Source organism: Chlorobium sp. (genome assembly GCF_036528655.1).
GTDB lineage: Bacteria > Bacteroidota > Chlorobiia > Chlorobiales > Chlorobiaceae > Chlorobium.
In genome coordinates this window covers 1-22,293 of the sequence record NZ_JAIGND010000006.1, presented here as the reverse complement: position 1 = coordinate 22,293, position 22,293 = coordinate 1, and the positions used below count along the sequence as shown (strand labels likewise).

General features: G+C 50.3%; 12 protein-coding genes. All 12 read left to right on the top strand.

The window, feature by feature from the left end:
• Positions 1 to 15 precede the first annotated feature (15 nt).
• The gene (locus K4305_RS02130; RefSeq protein WP_331560689.1) at positions 16 to 3,369 is read left to right on the top strand and encodes a DNA methyltransferase; all 3,354 of its coding nucleotides are present in this window, start codon (positions 16 to 18) and stop codon (positions 3,367 to 3,369) included.
• Positions 3,366 to 4,535, top strand: coding sequence for a PDDEXK nuclease domain-containing protein (locus K4305_RS02125; RefSeq protein WP_331560688.1), 1,170 nt, complete (start codon positions 3,366 to 3,368; stop codon positions 4,533 to 4,535). The genes K4305_RS02130 and K4305_RS02125 overlap by 4 nt, the downstream gene beginning before the upstream one ends.
• A complete protein-coding gene (locus K4305_RS02120) occupies positions 4,483 to 7,821 on the top strand; it encodes a DEAD/DEAH box helicase family protein (protein ID WP_331560687.1) in 3,339 nt (1,112 codons plus the stop codon). Before K4305_RS02125 ends, K4305_RS02120 begins: the two co-directional genes overlap by 53 nt.
• The gene (locus K4305_RS02115) at positions 7,818 to 9,149 is read left to right on the top strand and encodes an SIR2 family protein (protein WP_331560686.1); all 1,332 of its coding nucleotides are present in this window, start codon (positions 7,818 to 7,820) and stop codon (positions 9,147 to 9,149) included. The genes K4305_RS02120 and K4305_RS02115 overlap by 4 nt, the downstream gene beginning before the upstream one ends.
• Positions 9,146 to 11,260, top strand: a complete 2,115-nt coding sequence (locus K4305_RS02110) for an ATP-binding protein (RefSeq protein WP_331560685.1) — start codon at positions 9,146 to 9,148, stop codon at positions 11,258 to 11,260. The genes K4305_RS02115 and K4305_RS02110 overlap by 4 nt, the downstream gene beginning before the upstream one ends.
• Before the next feature lie 538 nt (positions 11,261 to 11,798).
• Entirely contained in the window at positions 11,799 to 12,404 is a 606-nt protein-coding gene (locus K4305_RS02105; RefSeq protein WP_331560684.1) for a recombinase family protein, read from the top strand.
• Between the two features lie 198 nt (positions 12,405 to 12,602).
• Positions 12,603 to 18,881, top strand: coding sequence for an AVAST type 3 anti-phage nuclease/ATPase Avs3a (gene avs3a / locus K4305_RS02100; protein ID WP_331560683.1), 6,279 nt, complete (start codon positions 12,603 to 12,605; stop codon positions 18,879 to 18,881).
• Positions 18,859 to 19,611, top strand: a complete 753-nt coding sequence (gene avs3b / locus K4305_RS02095; RefSeq protein ID WP_331560682.1) for an AVAST type 3 anti-phage proein Avs3b — start codon at positions 18,859 to 18,861, stop codon at positions 19,609 to 19,611. The genes avs3a and avs3b overlap by 23 nt, the downstream gene beginning before the upstream one ends.
• A gap of 256 nt (positions 19,612 to 19,867) precedes the next feature.
• Positions 19,868 to 20,227 (top strand): recombinase family protein, encoded by a 360-nt coding sequence (locus K4305_RS02090; RefSeq protein ID WP_331560978.1) that lies wholly within the window; start codon positions 19,868 to 19,870, stop codon positions 20,225 to 20,227.
• 344 nt (positions 20,228 to 20,571) lie between these two features.
• Positions 20,572 to 21,177: a DUF4760 domain-containing protein gene (locus K4305_RS02085; RefSeq protein ID WP_331560681.1), complete on the top strand. Its 606-nt coding sequence runs from the start codon at positions 20,572 to 20,574 to the stop codon at positions 21,175 to 21,177.
• 223 nt (positions 21,178 to 21,400) lie between these two features.
• Positions 21,401 to 21,988, top strand: coding sequence for a recombinase family protein (locus tag K4305_RS02080; protein ID WP_331560680.1), 588 nt, complete (start codon positions 21,401 to 21,403; stop codon positions 21,986 to 21,988).
• 161 nt (positions 21,989 to 22,149) lie between these two features.
• The coding region (locus K4305_RS02075) for a type II toxin-antitoxin system ParD family antitoxin (RefSeq protein WP_442880417.1) at positions 22,150 to 22,293 on the top strand (144 nt) is incomplete at its 3' end.

Genomic DNA, 22,293 nt, shown 5'->3' with positions numbered 1-22,293 from the left:
ATAGAAGGAACAAATATGCCCACTGTTGAACAGCTTCGTAGCCGTTTGCTCAAGAAGCTCACTGAACTTTTTCAGCTCGACCAGCCTGATCTCGATTTCGGGTTCTACCGCATCATGCATGCCAAGGCGCAGGAGGTGCAGGAGTTCGTCAGCACCGATCTTCTGAAGATTGTGGAAGAGGCATTCGGTAATGCGGATGAAGTTCGGAAGGCGGAGCTGAAAGCGAACATAGAGAAAGAGATTCGGGCCGCAACGGACTATGGGGTGGCTGATCCTGAAAATTCTCCCAAAGTCAAAGAGGCGCGAGCTGCTTATGATGCTGTCAAGGAGATGGCCGGTGCCGAGGCTGAGGTGTATGACCATCTCTACCGTTTCTTCGAGCGCTATTATGATGCCGGTGACTTTATCTCCCGCAGATACTATACACGCGAAACCTCTGGAAAGGCGGCTCCTTTTGCCGTGCCTTACAACGGCGAGGAGGTCAAGCTTCATTGGGCTAACGCTGACCAGTACTACATCAAATCGGCTGAGTACTTCTCCAATTACACCTTCGATCTGAGGCAGGCTGATGAGGTTCAAGCGCTACGGAAGAAAGAGGATGCCGGATTATTCGTTGCCGAGAGCGAGTCACCACTCAAGGTTCATTTCAGGATTGTGGAAGCCAGCGAAGGTGAGCATGGAAATGTCAAGGCCTCTGAAGCTACCAAGCGGTTTTTCATTCTTCACGACGATAACCCGGTTGTGCTGATTGAATCCGGGGAACTGGTCATCAATTTCGAGTACCGTCCTGATCCGGAAAAAACAGGGCAGGAGAATACCTGGCGAGACAAACGCAATGCTGAGACAGTGCAGCGCATTCAGGAGCGGCTTCAGATGCTAGTTGTTCATGGTGGTGAACAGGCGGAGCGGGCATCGGAATACCTGAGAATGCTGAAGATTCCTGCCGGTACAGAGAGCGACAAGAACCGCATCTTGCTGGCCAAGTACCTCTACCAGTACACGGCTCGCAATACGATGGATTACTTCATCCATAAAGACCTCGGCGGGTTTCTGCGGCGGGAGCTGGATTTCTATATCAAGAACGAGGTGATGCGGCTCGATGATATAGAGAATGCCGATGCTCCCTCGGTTGAAAGCTATCTGGCGAAGATCAAGGTGCTGCGCAGGATTGCTGGCAAGCTGATCGATTTTCTGGCCCAGCTCGAAGATTTCCAGAAAAAGCTCTGGCTCAAGAAGAAGTTCGTGGTCGAAACCAACTATTGCATCACGCTCGACCGGGTTCCGGAAGAGCTTTATCCTGAAGTGGTCGCCAACGAGGCGCAGTGTGAGGAGTGGATCAATCTGTTTGCTATCGATGAGATTCAGACATCGGCTGGTGACCTCATCGACGCATGTATTCCGGGTTTCTCACGGCCGTTGACGGTTGAGTTTCTCAAGGCCAACAACAAGCTGGTGCTGGACACCCGGCTTTTCGATGAAAGCTTCAAGTCAAGGGTATTGGCTTCGATTGAAAAATTCGATGAGCAATGTGATGGATTGTTGATTCATTCCTATAATTCTCATGCCTTGTCATTGATTATTGAAAGGTACAGGGGACAACTAAAGTCAATATATATTGACCCTCCATATAATACGGAATCCAATGCTATTTTATACAAAAATACCTATAAACACTCATCTTGGCTCACGCTGATGTCGCCCTTATTGAATCAGTCTCGTGAATTTGAGGTCACAGAAAATGGTGTTCATTGCATTGCCATAGACTCGGCAGAGGCTCATCGTTTAATTGAGTTAGTAGGGTCTATCTGGCCACAAAAGGAATGTACAACAGTGTCTGTTATTCACAATCCAAGCGGAACAATGGGGAAGAACTTCTCGGGATCAGGAGAATATGCGCTGTTTATGCATTCATCCGATCGTAAAGTAATTGCAATGGAAAACAGGGATGACAACCCTGATGTGAGAGATCTTATGAATACAGCAAAGGGAAGTTCTGGTAATTATCTGAGGCAATCAGGAAAGAATTGTTTTTATCCAATTTTTGTAAAAGGAAAAGAAATCGTCGGGTTCGGTGATATTTGCGCTGATGATTTTCACCCTATAAGAAATCTGGTTAGGGATGACGGGGTCATAGAGGTTTACCCAATCGACTTTGATGGTGTTGAACGAAAGTGGGTCTTGGCAAGAAATACAGTTGAGCTATGCAAAGATGAATTATCTACAAAAGTTGATCGTAAGACTGGCGAGATCAGAATAGAGCGTTGCAAGAACAGAATTAACTACAAAACTGTTTGGATAGAGAAAAAATATAGTGCAAAAAAATATGGCACCGAGCTGGTCGGGGATATTGTCCCGGTGACTAGGGAATTGCCACCACTGTATCCGAAATCCATCCATTTGGTCAGTGACTGTATCCACGCATCCCTAAATGGAGTCAATGATAGCCCAGTGCTCGATTATTTTGCAGGCTCTGGAACTACTGGACATGCAGTTATCTCATTAAACAGAGAAGATGATGGGAATAGAAAATATGTATTGGTAGAAATGGGTGATCATTTTGACACAGTGCTCAAACCCCGCATCGCTAAAGTTGCCTATTCCGAAAACTGGAAAGACGGCAAGCCTACTGCTCGTGAGAGCGGAATTTCTCATTGCTTCAAATACCTTCGTCTTGAATCCTACGAAGACGCGCTCAATAATCTCCGATTCGATGACAATCCTCAGCGGCAGAAATCATTAGCTGCTAATTCTTCCCTAAAAGAGGATTACATGCTTCACTATCTGCTCGATGTGGCGACACGGGGGAGCCAATCGTTGCTCAATATCGATGCCTTTGCTGACCCAACCGCTTATACCCTGAAGGTCAAAAAACCGGGCACAGACGAATACATCATCCGCCCGGTTGATCTGATCGAGACCTTCAACTATCTGATCGGTCTTCGGGTCGAGCATAGTTCTGTTCCGCAAACCTTTCAGGCAGCGTTCAAGCGGATTCAAGACCCCGAACTGCCCGAAGACCAGCATACCAAGCTTGTTGTTGATGGCCGTATCCGGCAGCAAGCCGAAGGGCTTTGGTGGTTCCGCAAGGTTGAAGGATGGGTTCCGAAAGATTCGGCGAATCCAAACAACGGACAGCGCGAAAAGGTGCTTATCGTCTGGCGCAAGCTCACCGGCAATATCGAAGAGGATAATCTGATGCTTGACGAATGGTTCCAGAAGAACCGCATCAGCACCCGCGATTTCGAGTTCGATACCATCTACGTCAACGGCAGCAATAACCTGCCCAACCTGAAGCTCGATGGCGACAACTGGAAGGTGCGCCTCATCGAAGAAGAGTTCATGAAGCGCATGTGGGAGGTTGAAGGATGAGCGATCTGATACAGCCGAAAGGCAATTCACTGTTCGACCGTGTTGTCTCCATTCTGGAACAGGCAAGGGGAAATGTGCTGCGAGCCGCCAATACCAACATGGTACTGGCTTACTGGCTGATTGGCCGGGAAATCGTGCAGGAACTACAGGGCGGCCAGCAACGGGCCGAATATGGAAAGCAAGTCATCGAGGAGCTGTCCGCTCGTCTGAAAACCCGCTACGGCAGAGGGTTTTCCTCGACCAATCTGCGTTATATCCGAAACTTTTATACCGTTTACGCAGATCGTCACCCCGAGATTCGCCAGATCGGATCTGGCGAATTGACGCCTGACTCAAAACGCCAGACCCAATCTGGCGTTTTGGAAGACATGTCAATGGCTGTTGAGACGAGCGCTGCTCTCAGAGGATTTTCTCCTGTGCTGAGCTGGTCACACTATCAGGTGCTGATGGGGGTGGAAAACGTCAACGAACGCCTCTTTTATGAGATCGAAGCTGAAAAAGAGGGCTGGGAGGTCGATCATCTGAAACGCCAGATTCATTCGTTTCTCTTTGCCCGCCTCCTGAAAAGCCGCGACAAGGCAGCGGTGATGAAGCTTGCCCGCCAGGGACAGGTGCTGCAAACGGCGGCGGACGCCATTCGCAATCCCTATATTCTCGATTTTCTGGGGCTTCCCGAAGCCGATGTTCTGCATGAATCGGGGCTTGAATCTGCGATTATTCAAAACCTTCAGTCCTTCCTGCTCGAACTTGGCAAAGGCTTCGCCTTTCTCGGACGGCAGAAGCGCCTGCAATTTGACGCAGACTACTTCTATGTCGATCTGGTCTTCTACAACTGCATTCTGAAGTGCTACTTGCTGATTGACCTGAAAATTGGGGAACTCACCCATCAGGACGTTGGGCAGATGGACAGCTATGTTCGCATGTTCGATGACAAATACCTGACTCCGGGGGATAATCCAACCATTGGCCTGATTCTTTGCGCCAAGAAAAATGAAACGATTGCCCGGTACTCTGTCTTGAACGAGAACCGCCAGATATTCGCCTCCAAATACATGCTCTATTTGCCAACCGAGGAGGAGCTGAGACTTGAAATTGAAAAAGAGCGCAGACTGATTGAATCCGCCATTGAAGATGGTGGTGAGGGAGGTGAGCATGGCGAGAGGTAAATCAAAAGGCCCGCAATCTCATGGCTTTCGCAACAAGCTGCTGCTCAATCAATGGCTGATAAGCCTTTTTGGTATCGATCCCCTTGCCGAGCACATTCTTAGGGGTCAGAAGGTTAGGCCATTCCGTCTGCTTGCCGATCCGATCAGGGACGCCCGCCTTGAGGGGCTGGACAAGGATAATCTGCATTACTTCTATCACTACCTCGGCGATAGCCCTCTGTTTTCAATGGCTGGCGTTGAAAACGACCGGTTCCGCATCAGCCGCGAAATGCTGCTCAGATATGAGGAGAATATCGTCAGCCATACCAGGGCGATCAACGAGAACCGCCATCGCCCGGTTATCTGGAAATATTACCAGTGGCTGACGTTGCTGTTCACCGAAATCTACCTCGACCGCTTTTTCAGAGATCGAGAGGCCCTGCTTTCGGAACTGAACGCCTTTGTCGAGCGCTTCAACCAGCATTGGAGCAACAGGGAAAAGCCTTTCGCTGCGGTGCCGCCGTATCGTGATGATGATCTCAACAAGCTCTGCCTTCAGAACGCCACCGGCAGCGGCAAGACGCTTCTGATGCATGTCAATCTTCTCCAGTATCGCTACTATGCTGAAAGAAGTGGAAAAGCGAGTGAGCTTTCACGGGTGATTCTACTCACGCCGAATGAGCGCCTATCCGAACAACACATCGCAGAGTTCAGGGAGAGCAGTTTGCTTGCCGCGCATTTTGCGCAGGAGGGGCATAACCTGTTTACGCAGGCAACCGGATTGAAGCGGGTCGATGTGCTTGAAATCACCAAACTCGGCGAACAGGAAGGCCCCAATACCATTGCTACCCGCAGTCTTGGCGACCAGAACCTGCTCCTGGTCGATGAAGGCCATCGGGGAATGAGCGGTAAGGAGGAAGGTGCATGGTTCAGGCGGCGCTCAGAGCTTTGCGCCAAGGGATTCACCTTCGAGTATTCTGCAACGTTTGAACAGGCTGTTCAGGCTTCCGGAAAAGCTGATTTTGAAAACGGGTATGCAAAAGCCGTGCTGTTCGACTACTCCTACCGGTGGTTTTACGAAGACGGGTTCGGCAAGGACTATCAGATTCTGAACATGCCCGCAACATTTGCGCAGGTTCAGTTTGCCTACCTGACGGCCTGCTTGCTCAAATTTTACCAGCAGTTGCGGATTTATGAGGAGAAAACCCGCGAGTTCGAGGCCTTCAATCTTGAAAAGCCGTTATGGGTGTTTGTCGGAAGCACCGTTTCCAAGGCGAAGGGAGGCACCAGTGATGAAAAGATTGTTGCTGCCGATGTCGCCCAGATTATCTGTTTCATAGCTGAGTTTCTTGAAAAGCAGACCGAGAGCCAGAACGCCATCAATGCCTTGCTTACCGGCAAAGGTCAGGATACCGGCCTGTTGGACAAGGATGGAAACGATATTTTTGCCGGAGCCTTTATCTGGCTGGCTCAGGCAATGAACGCAGGTGAGACCATCGACGATCTTTTCCGGGATATTCTCTCAAGGCTGTTCAACAATGCTGCCGGAGGCACCTTGTTTCTTGACCGGATCAAAGGCGAATCAGGTGAAGTGGCGCTGAGAGTTGGCAATGCAGACGAGCCATTCGGCCTGATAAATGTCGGTGATGCCAAAAGCCTTTGCGAGCATGTCGAGGAGGTCGCAAAGCAGAACGGCGTTCGCCTTCAGGTTGAGGACAGTGACTTTACCGAAGCGATGTTTGCTTCGGTGAAGGATTCTACTTCAAAGGTCAACCTGCTCATCGGTTCCAAGAAATTCATCGAAGGATGGGATTGCTGGAGAGTCAGCACGATGGGCCTGATGCACGTCGGGAAGTCCGAAGGGGCGCAGATCATTCAGCTTTTTGGCCGTGGCGTTCGGTTGAAAGGATATCAATGGAGCTTGAAGCGCAGCGGCCACACCCACGCACCGGTTAAACCAAACTTCATCGAGGAGCTGGAAACCCTGAACGTGTTTGGTATTGAGGCCGATTTCATGGAGAAGTTCCGCGATTTCCTGAGAGAAGAAGGGCTTCCCGGCAACGAGCGTCGCAAAGTCATCATGATTCCCCTGAATGTCACCTATGATTTCGGCAAAAAGCTCAAAATCCTTCGACCAAAACGGAAAGCCTCTGATGGCAAGGAATACGACTTCAAAAAAGATGCTCCGGTTCCTGCGGTCGGTCATGTTCCGGATTATATGACGCACAATACCGTTGTTTCTGACTGGTATCCTCGCATTCAAGCCATTCGTTCACGAGGCGCGGTTACAGTAACCAGCAAAGACAAGGTTTCCTTGCGCGAACAGCATCTGGCCCTGCTGGATTACGATCAGCTCTTTTTTGAACTTGAACAGTACAAGCGTTCGAAAAGCTGGTATAATTTCAACATTACCAAGCAGGGAATTACCAGCCTGCTCAGGAACCCCGGATGGTACACACTCTACTTGCCTGAAGCCCGGCTGAATCCGACTAGCTTTGATGGCGTCCTGTTGTTGCAGCAGGTGGCCTCAGAGCTTCTGAAACGGTATTGCGAGCACTATTACAACTACTGCAAGCGGGAGTACATCGAACCGCGTCTCGAACTTCGCGACCTGACTCCCGATGACGACAATATTCCGCAAGAGGAGTTTTACCAGCTTATCGTCGATGGCGATGAAGAGCAGGTTATTCAGGGAATCGAGCAGATCAAGAAAGATCTGGAGCAGAAGAAGGATGACCTGCTGAAAGTTGGTGATCTGCAAGCCTGTAATTTCGGCAGACACCTGTTCCAGCCGCTTTTTCATGTCCGTCGAGGCGGCAAAATAACAATTCTGCCTGTCGCCCTCAACGAAAGCGAATATCAGTTTGTCACTGATCTGAAGGACTGGTGTGATGGCCACAAAACCCTACAGGAAAAAGACGGAATGGAGCTTTTCCTGCTCAGAAACATGAGCCGGGGCAAAGGTGTCGGCTTCTTCGAGGCAGGCAACTTCCACCCGGATTTTATCCTCTGGTTGCTTGTCGGAGGGAAACAGTATGTCACCTTCATCGAGCCGCACGGCCTGCTCCACGAAGGCCCAGGAAGCGAGAAAATATTGTTCCACAAACGGATCAAGGACATCGAGCAGCGTCTCAACGACCCGGCTGTCATTCTCAACAGCTTTATCCTGTCATGGACTCCATATCCGCAATTGAAATGGGGCGACACACAGGATGGGCTTGAGGAAAGGCATGTGCTTTTCATGACCGATGACCGTGATAGGTATATCGACAAGCTTTTTGCCAAGTTAATGGAGATGGTGAAATGACTACAAAGCCATGGGGAACTCACGTTTATCGCATCGGGAACGAGGAAAACCTTGACGTCCAAAACCCGGGTGACAGCAAAAGCATCGAGCTCCAGAAAAAGCATATTGAGCCCTGGCTGGCGGCTGTTTTTCAGAGCGAGCATCTTGCTCTCTTGCTTGGCAGCGGTTTCACAAAAGCAGCTGCACATCAGGCTGGAACCAGCTCAGCCGACATGGCTTGTGACTATGGTGGCTTCCCTCTGGACGACAAGCTGAAGGAGGCTGCCCAGAAGGCCGCTGAGGCTATGGAACGTGGTGAGGCAAATATTGAGGATCAGATCCGGGCCGCCAACTCGTTGGCCCAAGGTTTGAAAATTCTGGGCGATGACCGTCACACCGTGGTCATCGCCGCCCTTGATGCTTTGTTCAAAAAGTTTCTGAACGGTATCTCCAAAACCGAGCGGAATCTGAAATCAGCGGTCGAAAAATGCGCGGCACCAGAACCAGCAGATGCAGAACCTGCAGCCGGGAAAGAAGCTTCGGAGAACCTCGATCCGCTTGTCATGCTCGTTTCTTTTCTTCTTAGCTTTTCCAGCCGGATAGCGACAAGAGAGCGTCTCCATATCTTCACGACCAATTACGATCGATTAATCGAATATGGTGCGGATCTGGCAGGGCTTCATTTACTTGATCGCTTCGTTGGCAGCCTTGAACCGATTTTCAGGTCTTCACGCTTGGATATCGATATGCACTACAACCCACCCGGCATACGTGGTGAGCCACGTTATCTAGAAGGCGTAGTTCGTTTAACAAAGCTTCACGGGTCATTGGACTGGATTTACCGAAAAGGTTTTGTAAGAAAGGTTGGGTTGCCATTTGGCCCGCAGGATGACCATCCGGCGATCAACGACCAGCCATGCGATTCCGTAATGATCTACCCAAACTCCGCTAAGGATCGGGAGACATCCGAATACCCCTACGTCGAGCTATTCCGCGATTATGCAGCTGCGGTCTGCCGCCCGAACTCGGTTCTTGTCACCTATGGTTATGGATTTGGTGACGAGCACATCAACCGTACCATCGCCGACATGCTGACGATTCCATCGACTCATCTGGTCATTATTTCCTTCGGTGATGAAGGGATGCGGATTAGCTCCTTCTGCAAGCACGTCGGCAGAAAAGCGCAGATATCGTTATTGATCGGACCGCACTTTGGGAACATGCCGACCTTGGTCGAAAACTATCTCCCGAAACCAGCCATTGACCGCATCACCATCAGGCAAGCTGAATTGCTTCGGAATCGGGGTTGGGAACCAGCCGTCCGCAAAGATGAGGAGGAAGAGAGATGAGTTCACCGATTTTCAAAATTTCATCCTTGACAATCGGAACGGTAGAGAGTGTTGCTCCAGATGAAATCAAGGTGTTGCTGGACATTGATTCTCCCAGAAATACGGCTCTCAACACAGGTGTCCCGACCCCATTTCCGAGAATAAATAGCTTCGTTCTTCTGCCCAACGAATCCGGAGCCGTAGTTGGAATCGTCGTATGGCTGGGGGTGGAAAGATCGACCTATCCCAAACGACAAGGGCTGAAGGATTTCGGCTTGATCGATCTGCCATTCCCGCTGAGAAAAATGGCAGTCTGTCCAATTGGAACACTTCATTCGGAAAAGAATAATTGGCGGCTCGAAAGAGGTGTCCAGAGTTTCCCATCCGTTGGCGACCCAGTAATTCTGCCAACAAGGGATCAAACCATTGCCATAGTTACCGGCCAAGGAAAGGACAGCCGAGTTCCGCTGGGTACCTGTCCTATCGCGCATGATGCGCCAATCGCGGTTGACCCTGACAAGCTGTTTGGCCGCCATCTTGCCGTTTTGGGTAACACGGGCAGTGGTAAGTCGTGCACTTTGGCGGCCTTGGTGCGATCTGCCGTTGAATCGGCTCAAAAATCCATCAAGAAACCCGAGATCCCTGCGGGAGCCGAGGAAGCTCAAAGCGGACAAGACAATCCAAACGCACGTTTCATAATCCTTGATCCTAATGGTGAGTATTCGAAATGTTTTCAGGACTTGGGAGCGGGCTGCAGGGTATTTCAGGTTCCACCGCTTACCAACACCGATGCCGCTGAATTCACTTTACCTGCCTGGATGTGGAATAGCTCCGAGTGGGTAGCCGTTGCTCAGGCGGCACCACGCGCCCAGAGGCCATTGTTACAGGAAGCTTTGCGAAATTTAAGATCGAATAAACAAATAACGCTCACCATCGAAAATCGACTGAGGGCTCGTTGTAAGTCGCTAAAGTCTTATTTGTTGCAGTTTGCTGGCACGGGCGCATCTGGCTTCCCTATCAATAACAATTGCGGACAGCAACTAAGCCGATTTATCGAAGATATTACATCCTACTGTTCCACTCTCGCTGGTGACATAAAAACAAGAACAGAGCGTGCGGTGCCAGCCATTACTCAAGTGGTTGATAGTAGAAAATGGACAAGCGGTGGAAGAACTGGCTTCAATGATTTTGGCGACAACGATTTGAACACTGTCGATCAATGGATCGAAAATATCCTCCAAGGGTTTCCCCAAGGCGAAGACGTTGGGACGGTGAACGAAGATTCTCCGCTGCCCTTTGATCCTCAGGTGCTGGCTGAGCATCTTGAATCATTGGCAATGCAAGAAGGTGGCTCGGCGTCCCAATTCATTTCTACTCTGACGATGCGGATCAAGGGGATCATGTCAGATCCGAGAATGAATGGCGTCATCAACCCCGATTCCTCAGTGTCTCTAAAAGATTGGCTCGACCTTCATGTCGGCTCCGATGGTGGAGCTAATGGTTCGGTGGCCGTAATAGACCTGTCCCTTGTTCCTTATGAAATTCTCCATCTTGTTATTGCTGTTTCATCACGTCTAATACTGGAATCACTGCAGCGTTACCGAAAACACAATAATCAGAACTTACCCACTGTACTCGTTCTGGAAGAAGCACACACATTCGTGGCAAAGCGTCTTCCTCATGGCGACGACATCCCAAGTCCTGCAGATATGTGCCGAGGGATATTTGAGCGTGTTGCCAGGGAGGGCCGCAAGTTCGGATTGGGTCTTGTGCTGTCATCACAGAGGCCGTCTGAACTATCTGAAACGGTACTGTCTCAATGCAACTCTTTCCTCCTCCACCGGATTACGAATGATCGGGATCAAGAGCTGATCTCCCGCTTGGTTCCTGATAATGCTCGTGGGTTGCTTCGGGAATTACCAAGTCTGCCAACTCGCCATTGTATTCTGTTAGGTATTGCTTCAAAGGTGCCCGCGCTCCTAGAAGTCCAACATTTAGATGATCATCAGAGACCAGCATCTGATGATCCTGATTTCTGGAATGTCTGGACTAAGGAGGAACCTCGTTCAATCGATTGGGATAAAATCACCAATGATTGGATCGGAGCAGGGGCTGATGGTGAAGTTCCGTAGGAAGAAGAGTATGTCGAATTGGGTCCTGACTTCTGCCCTTAGTGCGAAAACTCTGCACTAATGAATTGCAGAAGAGGATTGTTAGTGAATTCTTGAATATTCATGGGTAAGCTATGCAATTCTCCGGTTCGTTTATCACGGACAATTACCTCCTTGGCGTCCCCGCAGTTGATCGCGAATTTGTCGAAGTGATACACCCGTTTTGATCTCCAGATATTTTCCCATCATCAAGACCATGAAGTAGACAAGTATATGAGCTCTGATGGCAATCTTTCGTGAAATGGAAGATCGGCCGGGCTTTCAGATCTGATTTACTCATGTGAAACGCCTGCTCGACGTGCCAAAGATCACGGTAATAGCCGACAACTTCGGCGCTGGAGAGCTCATTATGGTTAACGTCGATCTCTTGACAAACGGTCGTTTTATGAGACAACGGTGAAGAGGCAGGAAACCCCCCTTTTTCTGCGGTTATCTGTCTCGAAAAAACGTATCATCTATCTATGGCTTAAATACTCGTAAAAAGAGGAGTTTTTTAAGAATGACCGACACAACCCCAAAAACCGGCCGACTGATCGGCTATGCCAGAGTTTCGACAAGCGGCCAGGAACTCAACCTCCAGCTCGATGCCCTCAAACAGGTCGGCATCCCTGAAAAACTCATTTTCATCGACAAAGCCAGCGGATCGAAATCCGAACGCCTTGGCCTCACTGCCTGCATGAAGGAGCTGAAGGCCGGTGATACTCTCGTCATCTGGAGACTCGACCGCCTTGGCCGGTCACTGAAACACCTCATCGAAATCGTCGAAGAGCTGAAAGGTAAGGGAGTCGGCTTCCGCTCGATCAGTGACGGCGGCATCGACACCACCACCGCATCCGGTGAAATGGTCTTCAACATCTTCGCCACCCTGGCCCAGTTCGAGCGCCGACTCATTCAGGAGCGGACTCAGGCGGGCCTTAAAGCCGCCCGAGCGAGAGGGAAGAAGGGCGGACGACCGAAAATCTCTCCAGATGACCCGAAGGTTCAGATGGCCAGAAAGATGAGCGAAAACCTCAGCATCAGCGTCGTCGAGATATGCAGCACCCTGAAGATTTCACGGGCGACGTACTACCGATTCCTGAATATCGGGGGACACAATTCAGATTGAAAATTATGCGGTTGCTGCATATAAAAGGTGATAGTAGAGATTAAAACCCTAAACATCGATTGATGGGATGCTTGACGTACCATGTCTTTGCAGTATATTTTTTTGTAATTGCCCAAAAATAATTCCGCGAGAAAGCCGCGTGCGGTTGAAGGATGCAGAGAAGCTCATAGCGAACATTGTAACTATTATTTGTGCTAGATGTCTCGAACCAATTTAGTACGCCCTAGCGGCGATGGTGATCAGTTCCATTATCTTTGGGCGGCACGCCGCTGCTTGCGGCTTCTGTCAGCGCAGAGCGATCTGGTTGCAATCAGTATCGAGGGGCCTTCGCCGGACGAACGAGCGAGCGCGTCTCCAGTAAGCTCCGGCGAGGATGTTATCGATATTGCAGAATATTTCGGTAGCGAAAACATCCAAGAAGCGCGGCTTGTCCGCTATATGCAGCTCAAACATTCGACGCTGCATGCAACCGAGCCTTGGACCGCAAGCGGACTGAAAAAAACTATACAAGGTTTTTCTGGGCGTTATCAAGAGTTGCTCCAGATCGTCTCGGTCGATGCGCTTTCAGCGAAGCTCCAATTTTGGTTTGTCACCAACAGGCCTATCGGGTCGGATTTCGCGGAAGCCGTAGCCGATTCCGCAGCTGGGGCAGTGCCTCGTCATCCGGGCGAACTCCAGAAACTCGAACAAATTACATCCCTGAGCGGCGAATCCCTCACTACGTTTTCGAAGCTGTTGCATTTCGAAGATCGACAGGATGATTACTGGGATCAGCGCAACATTCTCTTTCAGGATGTGAGTAACTATTTGCCAGAAGCCGATGTTGATGCCCCCCTGAAACTGAAGGAACTTGTCACTCGCAGGGCCCTGTCTGAAGGAGAAAAGAACCCAACCATCACCAAGATGGATGTCCTAAGGGCTTTGAGCACTGACGAAAACCTGCTCTTTCCCGCTCCTTGTTTGATCGAGAGTCTGGATAATGCCGTTCCCCGTGCCCAAGAGTCAGACATTATGAGGGCAATTTTCGGAGCAGGGGCTCCGGTCATCGTTCACGCCTCTGCCGGGGTTGGAAAGACGGTGTTCGCAACCCGTATCGCGCGCACCCTTCCTGACGGATCAATTTGCATTTTGTATGACTGTTTTGGAAATGGCCAGTACCGCAACGCATCTGGCTATCGCCACCGGCATAAAGACGCGCTTGTGCAAATCGCAAATGAACTTGCTGCAAAGGGCCTCTGTCATCTCCTGATTCCCACGTCTCACGCCGATGTTTCGTCCTATGTGCGAGCATTCGTTCACCGTATAACCCAAGCGGCCAAATTGATACAGCTTACCAATCCCGGTGCGCTTCTGTGCATTGTGGTGGACGCGGCGGACAACGCTCAGATGGCGGCTGAAGAAATCGGCGAGGCGCGATCTTTCGTTCGTGACCTCATCCGGGAGAAAATGCCTGAAAACGTTCGTTTGGTTTTCCTGTGCCGCTCGCATCGTCAGGGCTATCTTGATCCACCAGTCAATGTGATCCGATGCGAACTGGAGCCGTTCAGTCGCGAGGAAACGGCAGCCCATCTCAAACAGAGGTTCTCAGGCGCAAGCGAACATGATATCGACGAATTCCATCGCCTGAGTTCTCATAACCCGCGCGTCCAGGCGCTCGCCCTGTCGCGTAATAATCTCCTTTCAGATACGCTGCGCTTGCTTGGGCCCAACCCGACAACCGTTGAAGACACGATTGGTAGCTTGTTGGAAGGAGCCATTGCAAAGCTGAAGGATAGCGTTGGCCTCGTTGAAAAAGCCCAGATCGACAAAATCTGCGAAGGTCTGGCGGTACTGCGCCCTCTGATCCCGATCCCAATTTTGTCTCAAATGTCAGGTGTTGACGAACAGGCTATAAAAAGTTTCGCGATTGACATCGGGCGTCCGTTACTCCTGGCCGGTGATACCCTTCAATTTTTCGATGAACCTGCTGAGACATGGTTTCGTGATAAATTTAAGCCGCCAGCTGGCGCTATGGCGAGGTTTATCGAGAATCTGATGCCACTTGCGACGACAAGTGCTTATGTGGCGTCGGTTTTGCCTCAGTTGATGCTGGAGGCTGGGAAATTTTCCGAGCTTGTGGAATTAGCCCTTACCTCATCTGCACTTCCGGAAACGAGTCCGCTCGAAAAGCACGATGTTGAATTGCAACGTTTGCAAATTGCATTGAAAGCAGGGCTACGGTCGAAGCGCTACCTTGATGCAGCCAAGCTTGCTCTGAAAGCAGGTGGTGAGACAGCCGGTGATGATCGGCAAAGAAAAATCCTGCAAGCCAACACTGATTTAGCAGCAATGTTTCTGGAACCCGACCATATTCAGGAAATCGTCTCCCGACGTACATTTGGCTCGGGCTGGCTCGGTTCACATCATGCTTATGAAGCGGCCTTTCTGTCAGGTCGTCCGGAACTTGCCAGTGATGCGCGGAGCCGTCTGCGCTTGGCCAAGGAGTGGTTACTCAATTGGAGCCGCTTGACCTCTGAAGAGCGCGAAAACGAAAAGATTTCATACCAAGATATCGTTGAGCTGACACTCGCCCATGTTAATATTCACGGTCCCGCAAATGCTGCGCACAGCCTTGGGGACTGGAGGCCACGCGAAGTGTCATTCCACGTTGGCCGTTCTGTAGCGAGATGTCTTGTCGATCACGGACGGTTCCAGGACGTGGATGCGCTTGCTCACGCTGCCGGTAACAACCTTTGCCTTGTGCTTGCGATCACCGCCGAACTCCGTGAGATTCAGCGGATACCACCGGTTGAAGTGACGCGTCGGGCCTTTCGGCTTGTCACCAGCAAACGCATCAAGTTGATGAACGACCACGCATTGGATGTTCAGGAATCCGTCCTCGGCGCGGTAACCGCACTGGTCGAAGCGGGGTTGCAACAAGTGGTATGCAATGCGGACGAGGCAGCGGCGGTGCTTTCGCGTTATCTCCCGAGCGATCCCCCACGAACGCTTTCTTCGCGATTCACGAAAGCACGATTTCCAGTACTTCAGGCTTATTGCTTGCGTGCGGCTTTACAGGGGCATGTACTAGAAGTCCGCGACTTGGCCCATCCAGAGCTGCGGGTCGAGATGGACAAGAAAGCCCAGCATTCCACATCACGCGATCTCCAGGAGTTTCAGGAAGACATTGGCGCGCTGCTTCCTTGGTATCAGCTTTCGGCGTCCACTCTTCTCGGCCATGTGACGAAAGCATCTCTTGACGACGAACTTAAACGGACGCATGAGGCGTCCAAGAACGCTGGAAAAGCTTACTATCGCGATGATTTCCATACCTCAAATGAGATCGCTCTGCTATGGTTGGGCATTTTATGCCGACTAGATGCGGCGGGTGAGTCGACACTGGCAGCCTTTTCGCAATGGAAGGGCAGCCTGAAGAGGCCGCTCATCACACCCACCCTTACCACTCTCGCGCGATTATGCAGTCAGAAAGAAACAACTAAGGCAGCAGCGATAGAATTTGCTCTCGAAGCGTTTAATCTCACCAAGGAAGAACGATCCGATGCTGAGAGTAAATCCGAAGGCTACATCGATGCTGCTCGCGCTATTCTATTGGTGAGCAAGGCAGAAGCGAAGGCATATTTCAATGAAGCGGTTGAAGTTGCGAGCAAGATTGGCGACGAGAATCTTTTACGCTGGAACGCGATTTTGGGCTTGGCGGATCGTGCCGCTCGTACTGACCGCCCCTCACCAGAGACAGCCTATCATTTCGCACGCTGCGCCGAACTAACGTACGACTATGTTGTACGGGATAAGTACTTCGACTGGGAATCGACCATAGAGGCACTCTGCGGCCTTTGCCCGTCGTCATCCTTGGCGATACTGAGCCGCTGGCGAGACCGAAATTTTGGATGGTCTGAACGGATACTGCCCCTTGCAATAAGTCGATTGATTCAATACGCAAGCTTGGATGCACGTGACGCACTCCCCCTAATCGGTTTTCGTGCGCATTGGGAATACGAGCAATTACTCGAAATCGTACTATCAAAGTGCGCAACACGCGAAGATAAAGATGCCGCAACTGCGCATCTTTATCGGTACATGCAATTCAACGGCGGAGATTTCTCTAGGTTCAAGGAAATTACTTCCAGGCATAACGTGACGATAGATGGCCTCGATGAGGTAATTGCCTTTAATGAGACAAAAAAGAGTGCAGGCAGACGAGAGAAATACGAACAGGTTGACGGCCCAAATTATGTGCTAGCCAAGTCCGCGCGGGATTGGGATGGCGTGTTTTCTGGCTGCAATCTGACCAATGCCGATGGCCTTTCACAAGCCTTTGCAGCATTCAAAAATACTGAGTCGCCGTGGGATCACGATCAGTTTTTTGAGGAAGCCATCGGGCGCGTGCCGGTTGGCTCTGAAGCAGCCTTCATCCAGGTCATTGGCAACGTTCCTGAATTAGGTCTTTACCATTTTCGGACTTTCTTGGAGCAGGTTCCGGATGCATGGAAAGACCGACCCGCGACAAAGCGCGAGCTGGCTGTTACGCTCAAAGCTTTTTGCCGCCGCTACTGCATGGAAATTGCTAAAAGCCGATACTATGAACGGCTGCCCTTCAAGACTGCCTGCGCCTTGACGGGGATGAGCGAGGGCGAAATAGTTGATGTCGTAATAGGTGCCGTTGGAGAATCCCCCGACCTTGCGGATTCTGATCGACTCTTCTCGCTAGTTAGTCTGCTTGCCGTCAATCTATCGGAAGACGAGGCGCTATATGCGTTAAGCTTCGGCCTTGACCTCTTTACGCCGGTTTTGGAAGAAAAAGATGGCGATGGCCCATGGTCAAACGAGCTCTTGCCACCCACTGACGTTAAGGTCTCGCTGGCAGGCTACATATGGGCGTCCATGGCAGCACCCGATGCCGTCATACGTTGGGAAGGTGCGCATGTGGTTGTGGGCCTTGTTGTTCTGGGACGACAAGATGTTCTCGGCCATGTTTTCCAGTTCGCGGTAGATAAGAAGAGCAGGCCTTTTGCGGATGCGAAACTGCCTTTTTATATGCTACATGCGCTTCAATGGTTCCTGATTGGCATAGCGCGTGCTGCAGTCGAATCTCCAGCGGTACTTGCGCGTTTTGCGAACCAGCTTGTGGATTGGGCTTTGAATGACCAGCCTCACGTTCTTATCAGGCAGTTTGCCGCGCGGGCGGTGCTCACGCTCATTAATAATGGGGCATTGGCAGATAGGGATAGTCTCAAGGTTCGCCTTGCCCACGTTAATGTTTCACCTCTTCCTGTCGTTGAATCCAAATCCTTCGAGCGCGTTCGTTATAAGAAAAAAGAGGAAACCTGTACCAACGAAGATGATCGTTTTTACTTTGGTATCGATATCGGACCATATTGGTACGAACCTCTGGGCCGTGTGTTTGCAATGTCACAAAACGAAATCGAGTCAGAGGCGCTTAAAATAATCCGAACGGACTTCGGTTACACAGCTAACGGGCGATGGGATGAAGATGAGCGGAGCAGACGACAGCTCTACGAAGACAATTACACCATTCATTCTCACGGTTCGTATCCACGCGCTGACACGCTCCAGTTTTATTATGCTTATCATGCGATGATGGTTGTTGCTGGAAATCTGTTGGCCAGTACGCCTACGCATCGCGATTCGGGATATGGCGAGGAGGATGAATTTACAGGCTGGCTCGACCGTCACGATCTATCACGAAAGGATGGGCGTTGGCTTTGGGATCGACGCGATCCGTCGCCGCTGGAACGCTCCGTTTGGAAGGATCAAAAGGAGGATGGTGACGCATGCCGGAGTCTCGTTGTAGAAGATTTCGATGAGGCGCTCAAGGCCACCAATATGATTAACGTTTGGGGATACTGGACAGATGCTGATTCCGAGAATGAGCAATCGACCCGTATCTACAGCGCGTTAGTGTCGCCCGATAAGTCACTCTCGCTTCTCAGAGCACTCGGCACGGCTAAGAGCTTTTATGATTACGCGATACCGAGAGCGGAAAGTGATATGGAGATAGATAAGTTCGGTTTTTCGCTTAAGGGTTGGATAGTCGACAATAATGGAAACCAGGGATTGGATGGTCTGGATCGTTGGGCCGGGGGGATCAGTTTCCCGCCAGCGATGCCCGCGCGTCAAATCATTGATTTGATGGGGCTCGAAACCGACTCGGATCGCAGACTTTGGAAAGATAGAGGGAAATCAGTTGTCATGGTATCCCAGGTATGGGGTCATTACGATGAGGCCAAGCACTACGAAAGCAGAAATCCGGAATGCGGAAGTCGGCTTCAAGCGTCGTTGGGCTTGTTGACCGAGATGTTGACCAAACATGACCGTGATCTGATTATTGAAGTGCAAATTGAGCGCCGTCGGCGCTATCAATCATACAAAAGCGGTATTGATGATGACAAAGATAGAATCCCTACTAAAGCCAGACTCTACCTCCTCGGAGCAGATGGACAGTTTCGCATACTCTGACAGCATTTTGGCTTTAGGCCACAAACTCGTAGATGAGCTTGGATTAGAAACCTCAGTGGATACCCTTGGCCGTTGGATGGCGCACTATATCGCCGATCTTATCGTCAAGGTTGAAAACGCAACGGGCGAAGAGAAGCGTTTGGCCGAGAAGAATTGTTTCGAAGCGATTATGGCGCTCTGGAAGCATAGAGCAGAATTACCAAATGGCAAACGACCGTTTGAAAATTTAGAAACAGTCATTCGAGCTATCGAGAGTCTCGATCCGGATAATGAAACGCCTCGCTACTTCCGTTCAGCTCGACGACCAAACGATGAAGACACGGAACAATCTGAAGCTGACAGTTGGCTTGCAATGGTCGATGGGCTTGATTACTCGGCGAAGGTGCTTATCGGATATTGTTTGTCTGAAGCAGCACGGTCTGCTATTGACAAATCCCTGGAGTGGGTCAAACTTGCAGATGCCGCCGAGGCAGAACACGGTGTTCCGAAAATCGTGATCCGCTTCGTTTCGAGTAATACTGATTTTGGAAAGGACTTAGACCCCGATGCCGATATCCGGCAGCGACTCGAAGAAAGAATTGAACGCTTAGAAGGCTTCATCAAGCTGGCCGAGACAGTTGCGTCCGAATTGAAAGTTCAGCTCGAATCCTTACCGTCTTTTGAGGAAAGCGAAGATATTACTGCTGAAACACTGTCCGCGCCCCACCCCAAAGGTACGGGGGACATCTGATGAGTCGGTTCACCGAATCCATTACAGAAAACACTGCTCACGCTGGGTTGGAGCATCAGGGATTGCATGTTGCACATGGGTCTGAGTTTGTACCGTATATTATGACGGCGGCCAAATGGACGGATGACGCTACGCACGGCCGCTGCTAATAGACGTTCGCGAGTTTTGCGGCCCACACCAGCTCTGATGGCTACCCCTCAAAATCTTTGTTTCATAACATCGATTATGTCAACATGAATGCGGTCACCGCCTCGGCCTGTCGCGGAAAAACCTCATCGAAATCGTTGCAGAACTGAAGGGCAGGGGAGTCGTGTTCCGCTCGATCAATGACTGCTGGATTGACACTACCACCGCATCCGGTGAAATGGTCTTCAACATCTTCGCCATGTTTGCACAGGTTGAGCGCCGATTGATTCAGGAAAAAACACAAGCCGATTTGAAAGCCGCTTGCGCAAGAGGGAAGAAGGGCGGACGACCGAAAATCTCCCCAGATGACCCGAAAGTCCAGATGGCCAGAAAGATGAGCGAAAACCTCAGCATCAGCGTCGGCGAGATATGCAGCACGCTGAAGATTTCACGGGCGACGTACTACCGGTTTCTGAAGATCGGGGAGTGATCGATTATGCCAGCGTCCCAAAAACTTGATAATCCGTTTTATTTTGCGTAAATAAGAACTGTAAGCCTTGCCGTCGGCTTATTCATTACCCTTTCCGCGACGGCACCGAGTATAGATTTGCAGGTACTGATAGCCACGAATGATTGAGTGAAAGAAAAGGCATTGGTTACATGTTTATTGCCGGGTTTGAACGATCAGTATAAATCGCTTGGTTTGAATGATAGTTAATATTTTTAAGTTTTTTAATAATAGTTAATTAACTGGCCTGCTGTTGTGATTAATAAGTTGTCTTATCCAGAAAGAAGCTTTCCGCTTTTTCTGGATTAGGCAGATCAGTCTAAACATTGTTAGCCCACAAGAAGTACCTTGAGGATACGCAGATGGATTGGCAATTTATTGGTACCGTGGTAGCCCCAATAGTTCAGGCAATAACATCTCTTGCCGGAGTTGTCGGATTATTTTTTGTTTGGTACCAGATTCGCATCACCAATGATTGGAATCGCGCGAACACGCAACATGCTCTGCTATCCAATATGCCCTCTCAAGAACTTGAGCAGAGCGTTTGGTCAACACTGGAGAAGTTACCGAAAGATGAACACCGCCGCCTGCTCCCTGAGGCTTGCCCAGTCATCTTCGACGACATAGCCAATTGGGTCAGCGTTAAGACATTCTTGAATAAGCACGAGCAGCTTTGTGCAGCCGTAAATGCCAAAGCCGTAAAAGATCGATACGCATATAGCGTTCACGGCGCGAAGGTCATTGATACCTACCTGATTTTTGAGAATTACATCGAGTACACCCGGCAGCGCTGCAAAGACCATACGATCTACCTCGAACTTGAGAAGGTTGCTACACGTTGGGGGGGGATCGCGAAGAAGGAGGAGGAATCAATCAAGGCCGAGCAAGCAAATCTGAAAGCAAAACGCGGAGCGCAAATCTTTGTGGGATAACCTTGCAATCCACCGGACGCTGCGCGATAAAGCCGCGCAGCGCCGGTGATTTTCGACGTTCGCTCACCCTGCGGCCACGTTCCAAGTTATCGAAATACGTCGTCCAATAAGTTATAAATTCATAGATACCCGAAAATGGCCGGTTTTCGCCGTCTAATAAATCGGTTTTTCGGTATTCTGTACAGTGGCATTCCATGAATTGATTTATCAGACAAATTTTCCTATGAGGCTCTTCGGATATGCCCGGGTATCGACCGGGCAGCAATCGCTCGATCTGCAGGTGAAGGCATTGAAAGCCGCCGGGGTAGAACCGCATCGACTGTTCACGGACAAAGAGTCCGGCGGAACTATTGATCGCGATGGTCTGCAGGCATTGCGTCACAAGGTGGAAGAGGGGGATGTCATCCTGATCATGAAACTCGACCGGCTTGGTAGGGATACGGCTGACATGATCCAGCTGATCAAAGAATTTGATCGCATAGGTGTCGCCCTCCGGTTTCTCGATGACGGTATCAGTACCGAAGGGACGATGGGGAAGATGGTGGTGACAATCCTCTCCGCAGTTGCCCAGGCGGAACGGCAGCGGATCCTCGAACGAACCAATGAAGGCCGACTGGAGGCGAAAGCCAAAGGGGTTCAGTTCGGAAGAAAACGATTGATCGACCGAGACAAAGTGTTTGCCCTGTGTGAAAAAGGCCTCGGTGCTACGGATATTGCCCGGCAGATGAAGATTGGACGCTCAACTGTGTACGTTATTCTTCAGGAGGGAAAGCAGCATGATCGAACAGGTCAGAAGAAAACAGACGGGTGATTCTTGATGTGTTTTCATTGTTTTATCAGGCCGTTGAATCATCAGGGATTCCTGGGTTCTCGACCTCCTGGCAGGCTAAAGAGTTGTTATTGCCTTATTCTTGTCAGAGATTGTCATAAATTGACATGATTTGTATAAGAACTGTTACTATGGAGGAAACCATGGCAATGAACATTAATCTGACACCGTCGCTTGAAAAAATGGTGCGGGACAAAGTCAAGTCCGGGCTCTATACATCTGCAAGTGAGGTTATGCGTGAAGCTTTGCGTCTTATGGCCGAGCAGGATTCCATTCGTCAGGCGAAG

What these genes read in the sequence shown, in the direction of transcription:
- K4305_RS02110 (WP_331560685.1), top strand. Translation starts at nt 9,146, where the DNA reads ATGAGTTCACCGATTTTCAAAATTTCATCCTTGACAATCGGAACGGTA.
- K4305_RS02115 (WP_331560686.1), top strand. Translation starts at nt 7,818, where the DNA reads ATGACTACAAAGCCATGGGGAACTCACGTTTATCGCATCGGGAACGAG.
- K4305_RS02080 (WP_331560680.1), top strand. Translation starts at nt 21,401, where the DNA reads ATGAGGCTCTTCGGATATGCCCGGGTATCGACCGGGCAGCAATCGCTC.
- K4305_RS02125 (WP_331560688.1), top strand. Translation starts at nt 3,366, where the DNA reads ATGAGCGATCTGATACAGCCGAAAGGCAATTCACTGTTCGACCGTGTT.
- avs3a (WP_331560683.1), top strand. Translation starts at nt 12,603, where the DNA reads ATGTCTCGAACCAATTTAGTACGCCCTAGCGGCGATGGTGATCAGTTC.
- K4305_RS02105 (WP_331560684.1), top strand. Translation starts at nt 11,799, where the DNA reads ATGACCGACACAACCCCAAAAACCGGCCGACTGATCGGCTATGCCAGA.
- avs3b (WP_331560682.1), top strand. Translation starts at nt 18,859, where the DNA reads ATGGACAGTTTCGCATACTCTGACAGCATTTTGGCTTTAGGCCACAAA.
- K4305_RS02130 (WP_331560689.1), top strand. Translation starts at nt 16, where the DNA reads ATGCCCACTGTTGAACAGCTTCGTAGCCGTTTGCTCAAGAAGCTCACT.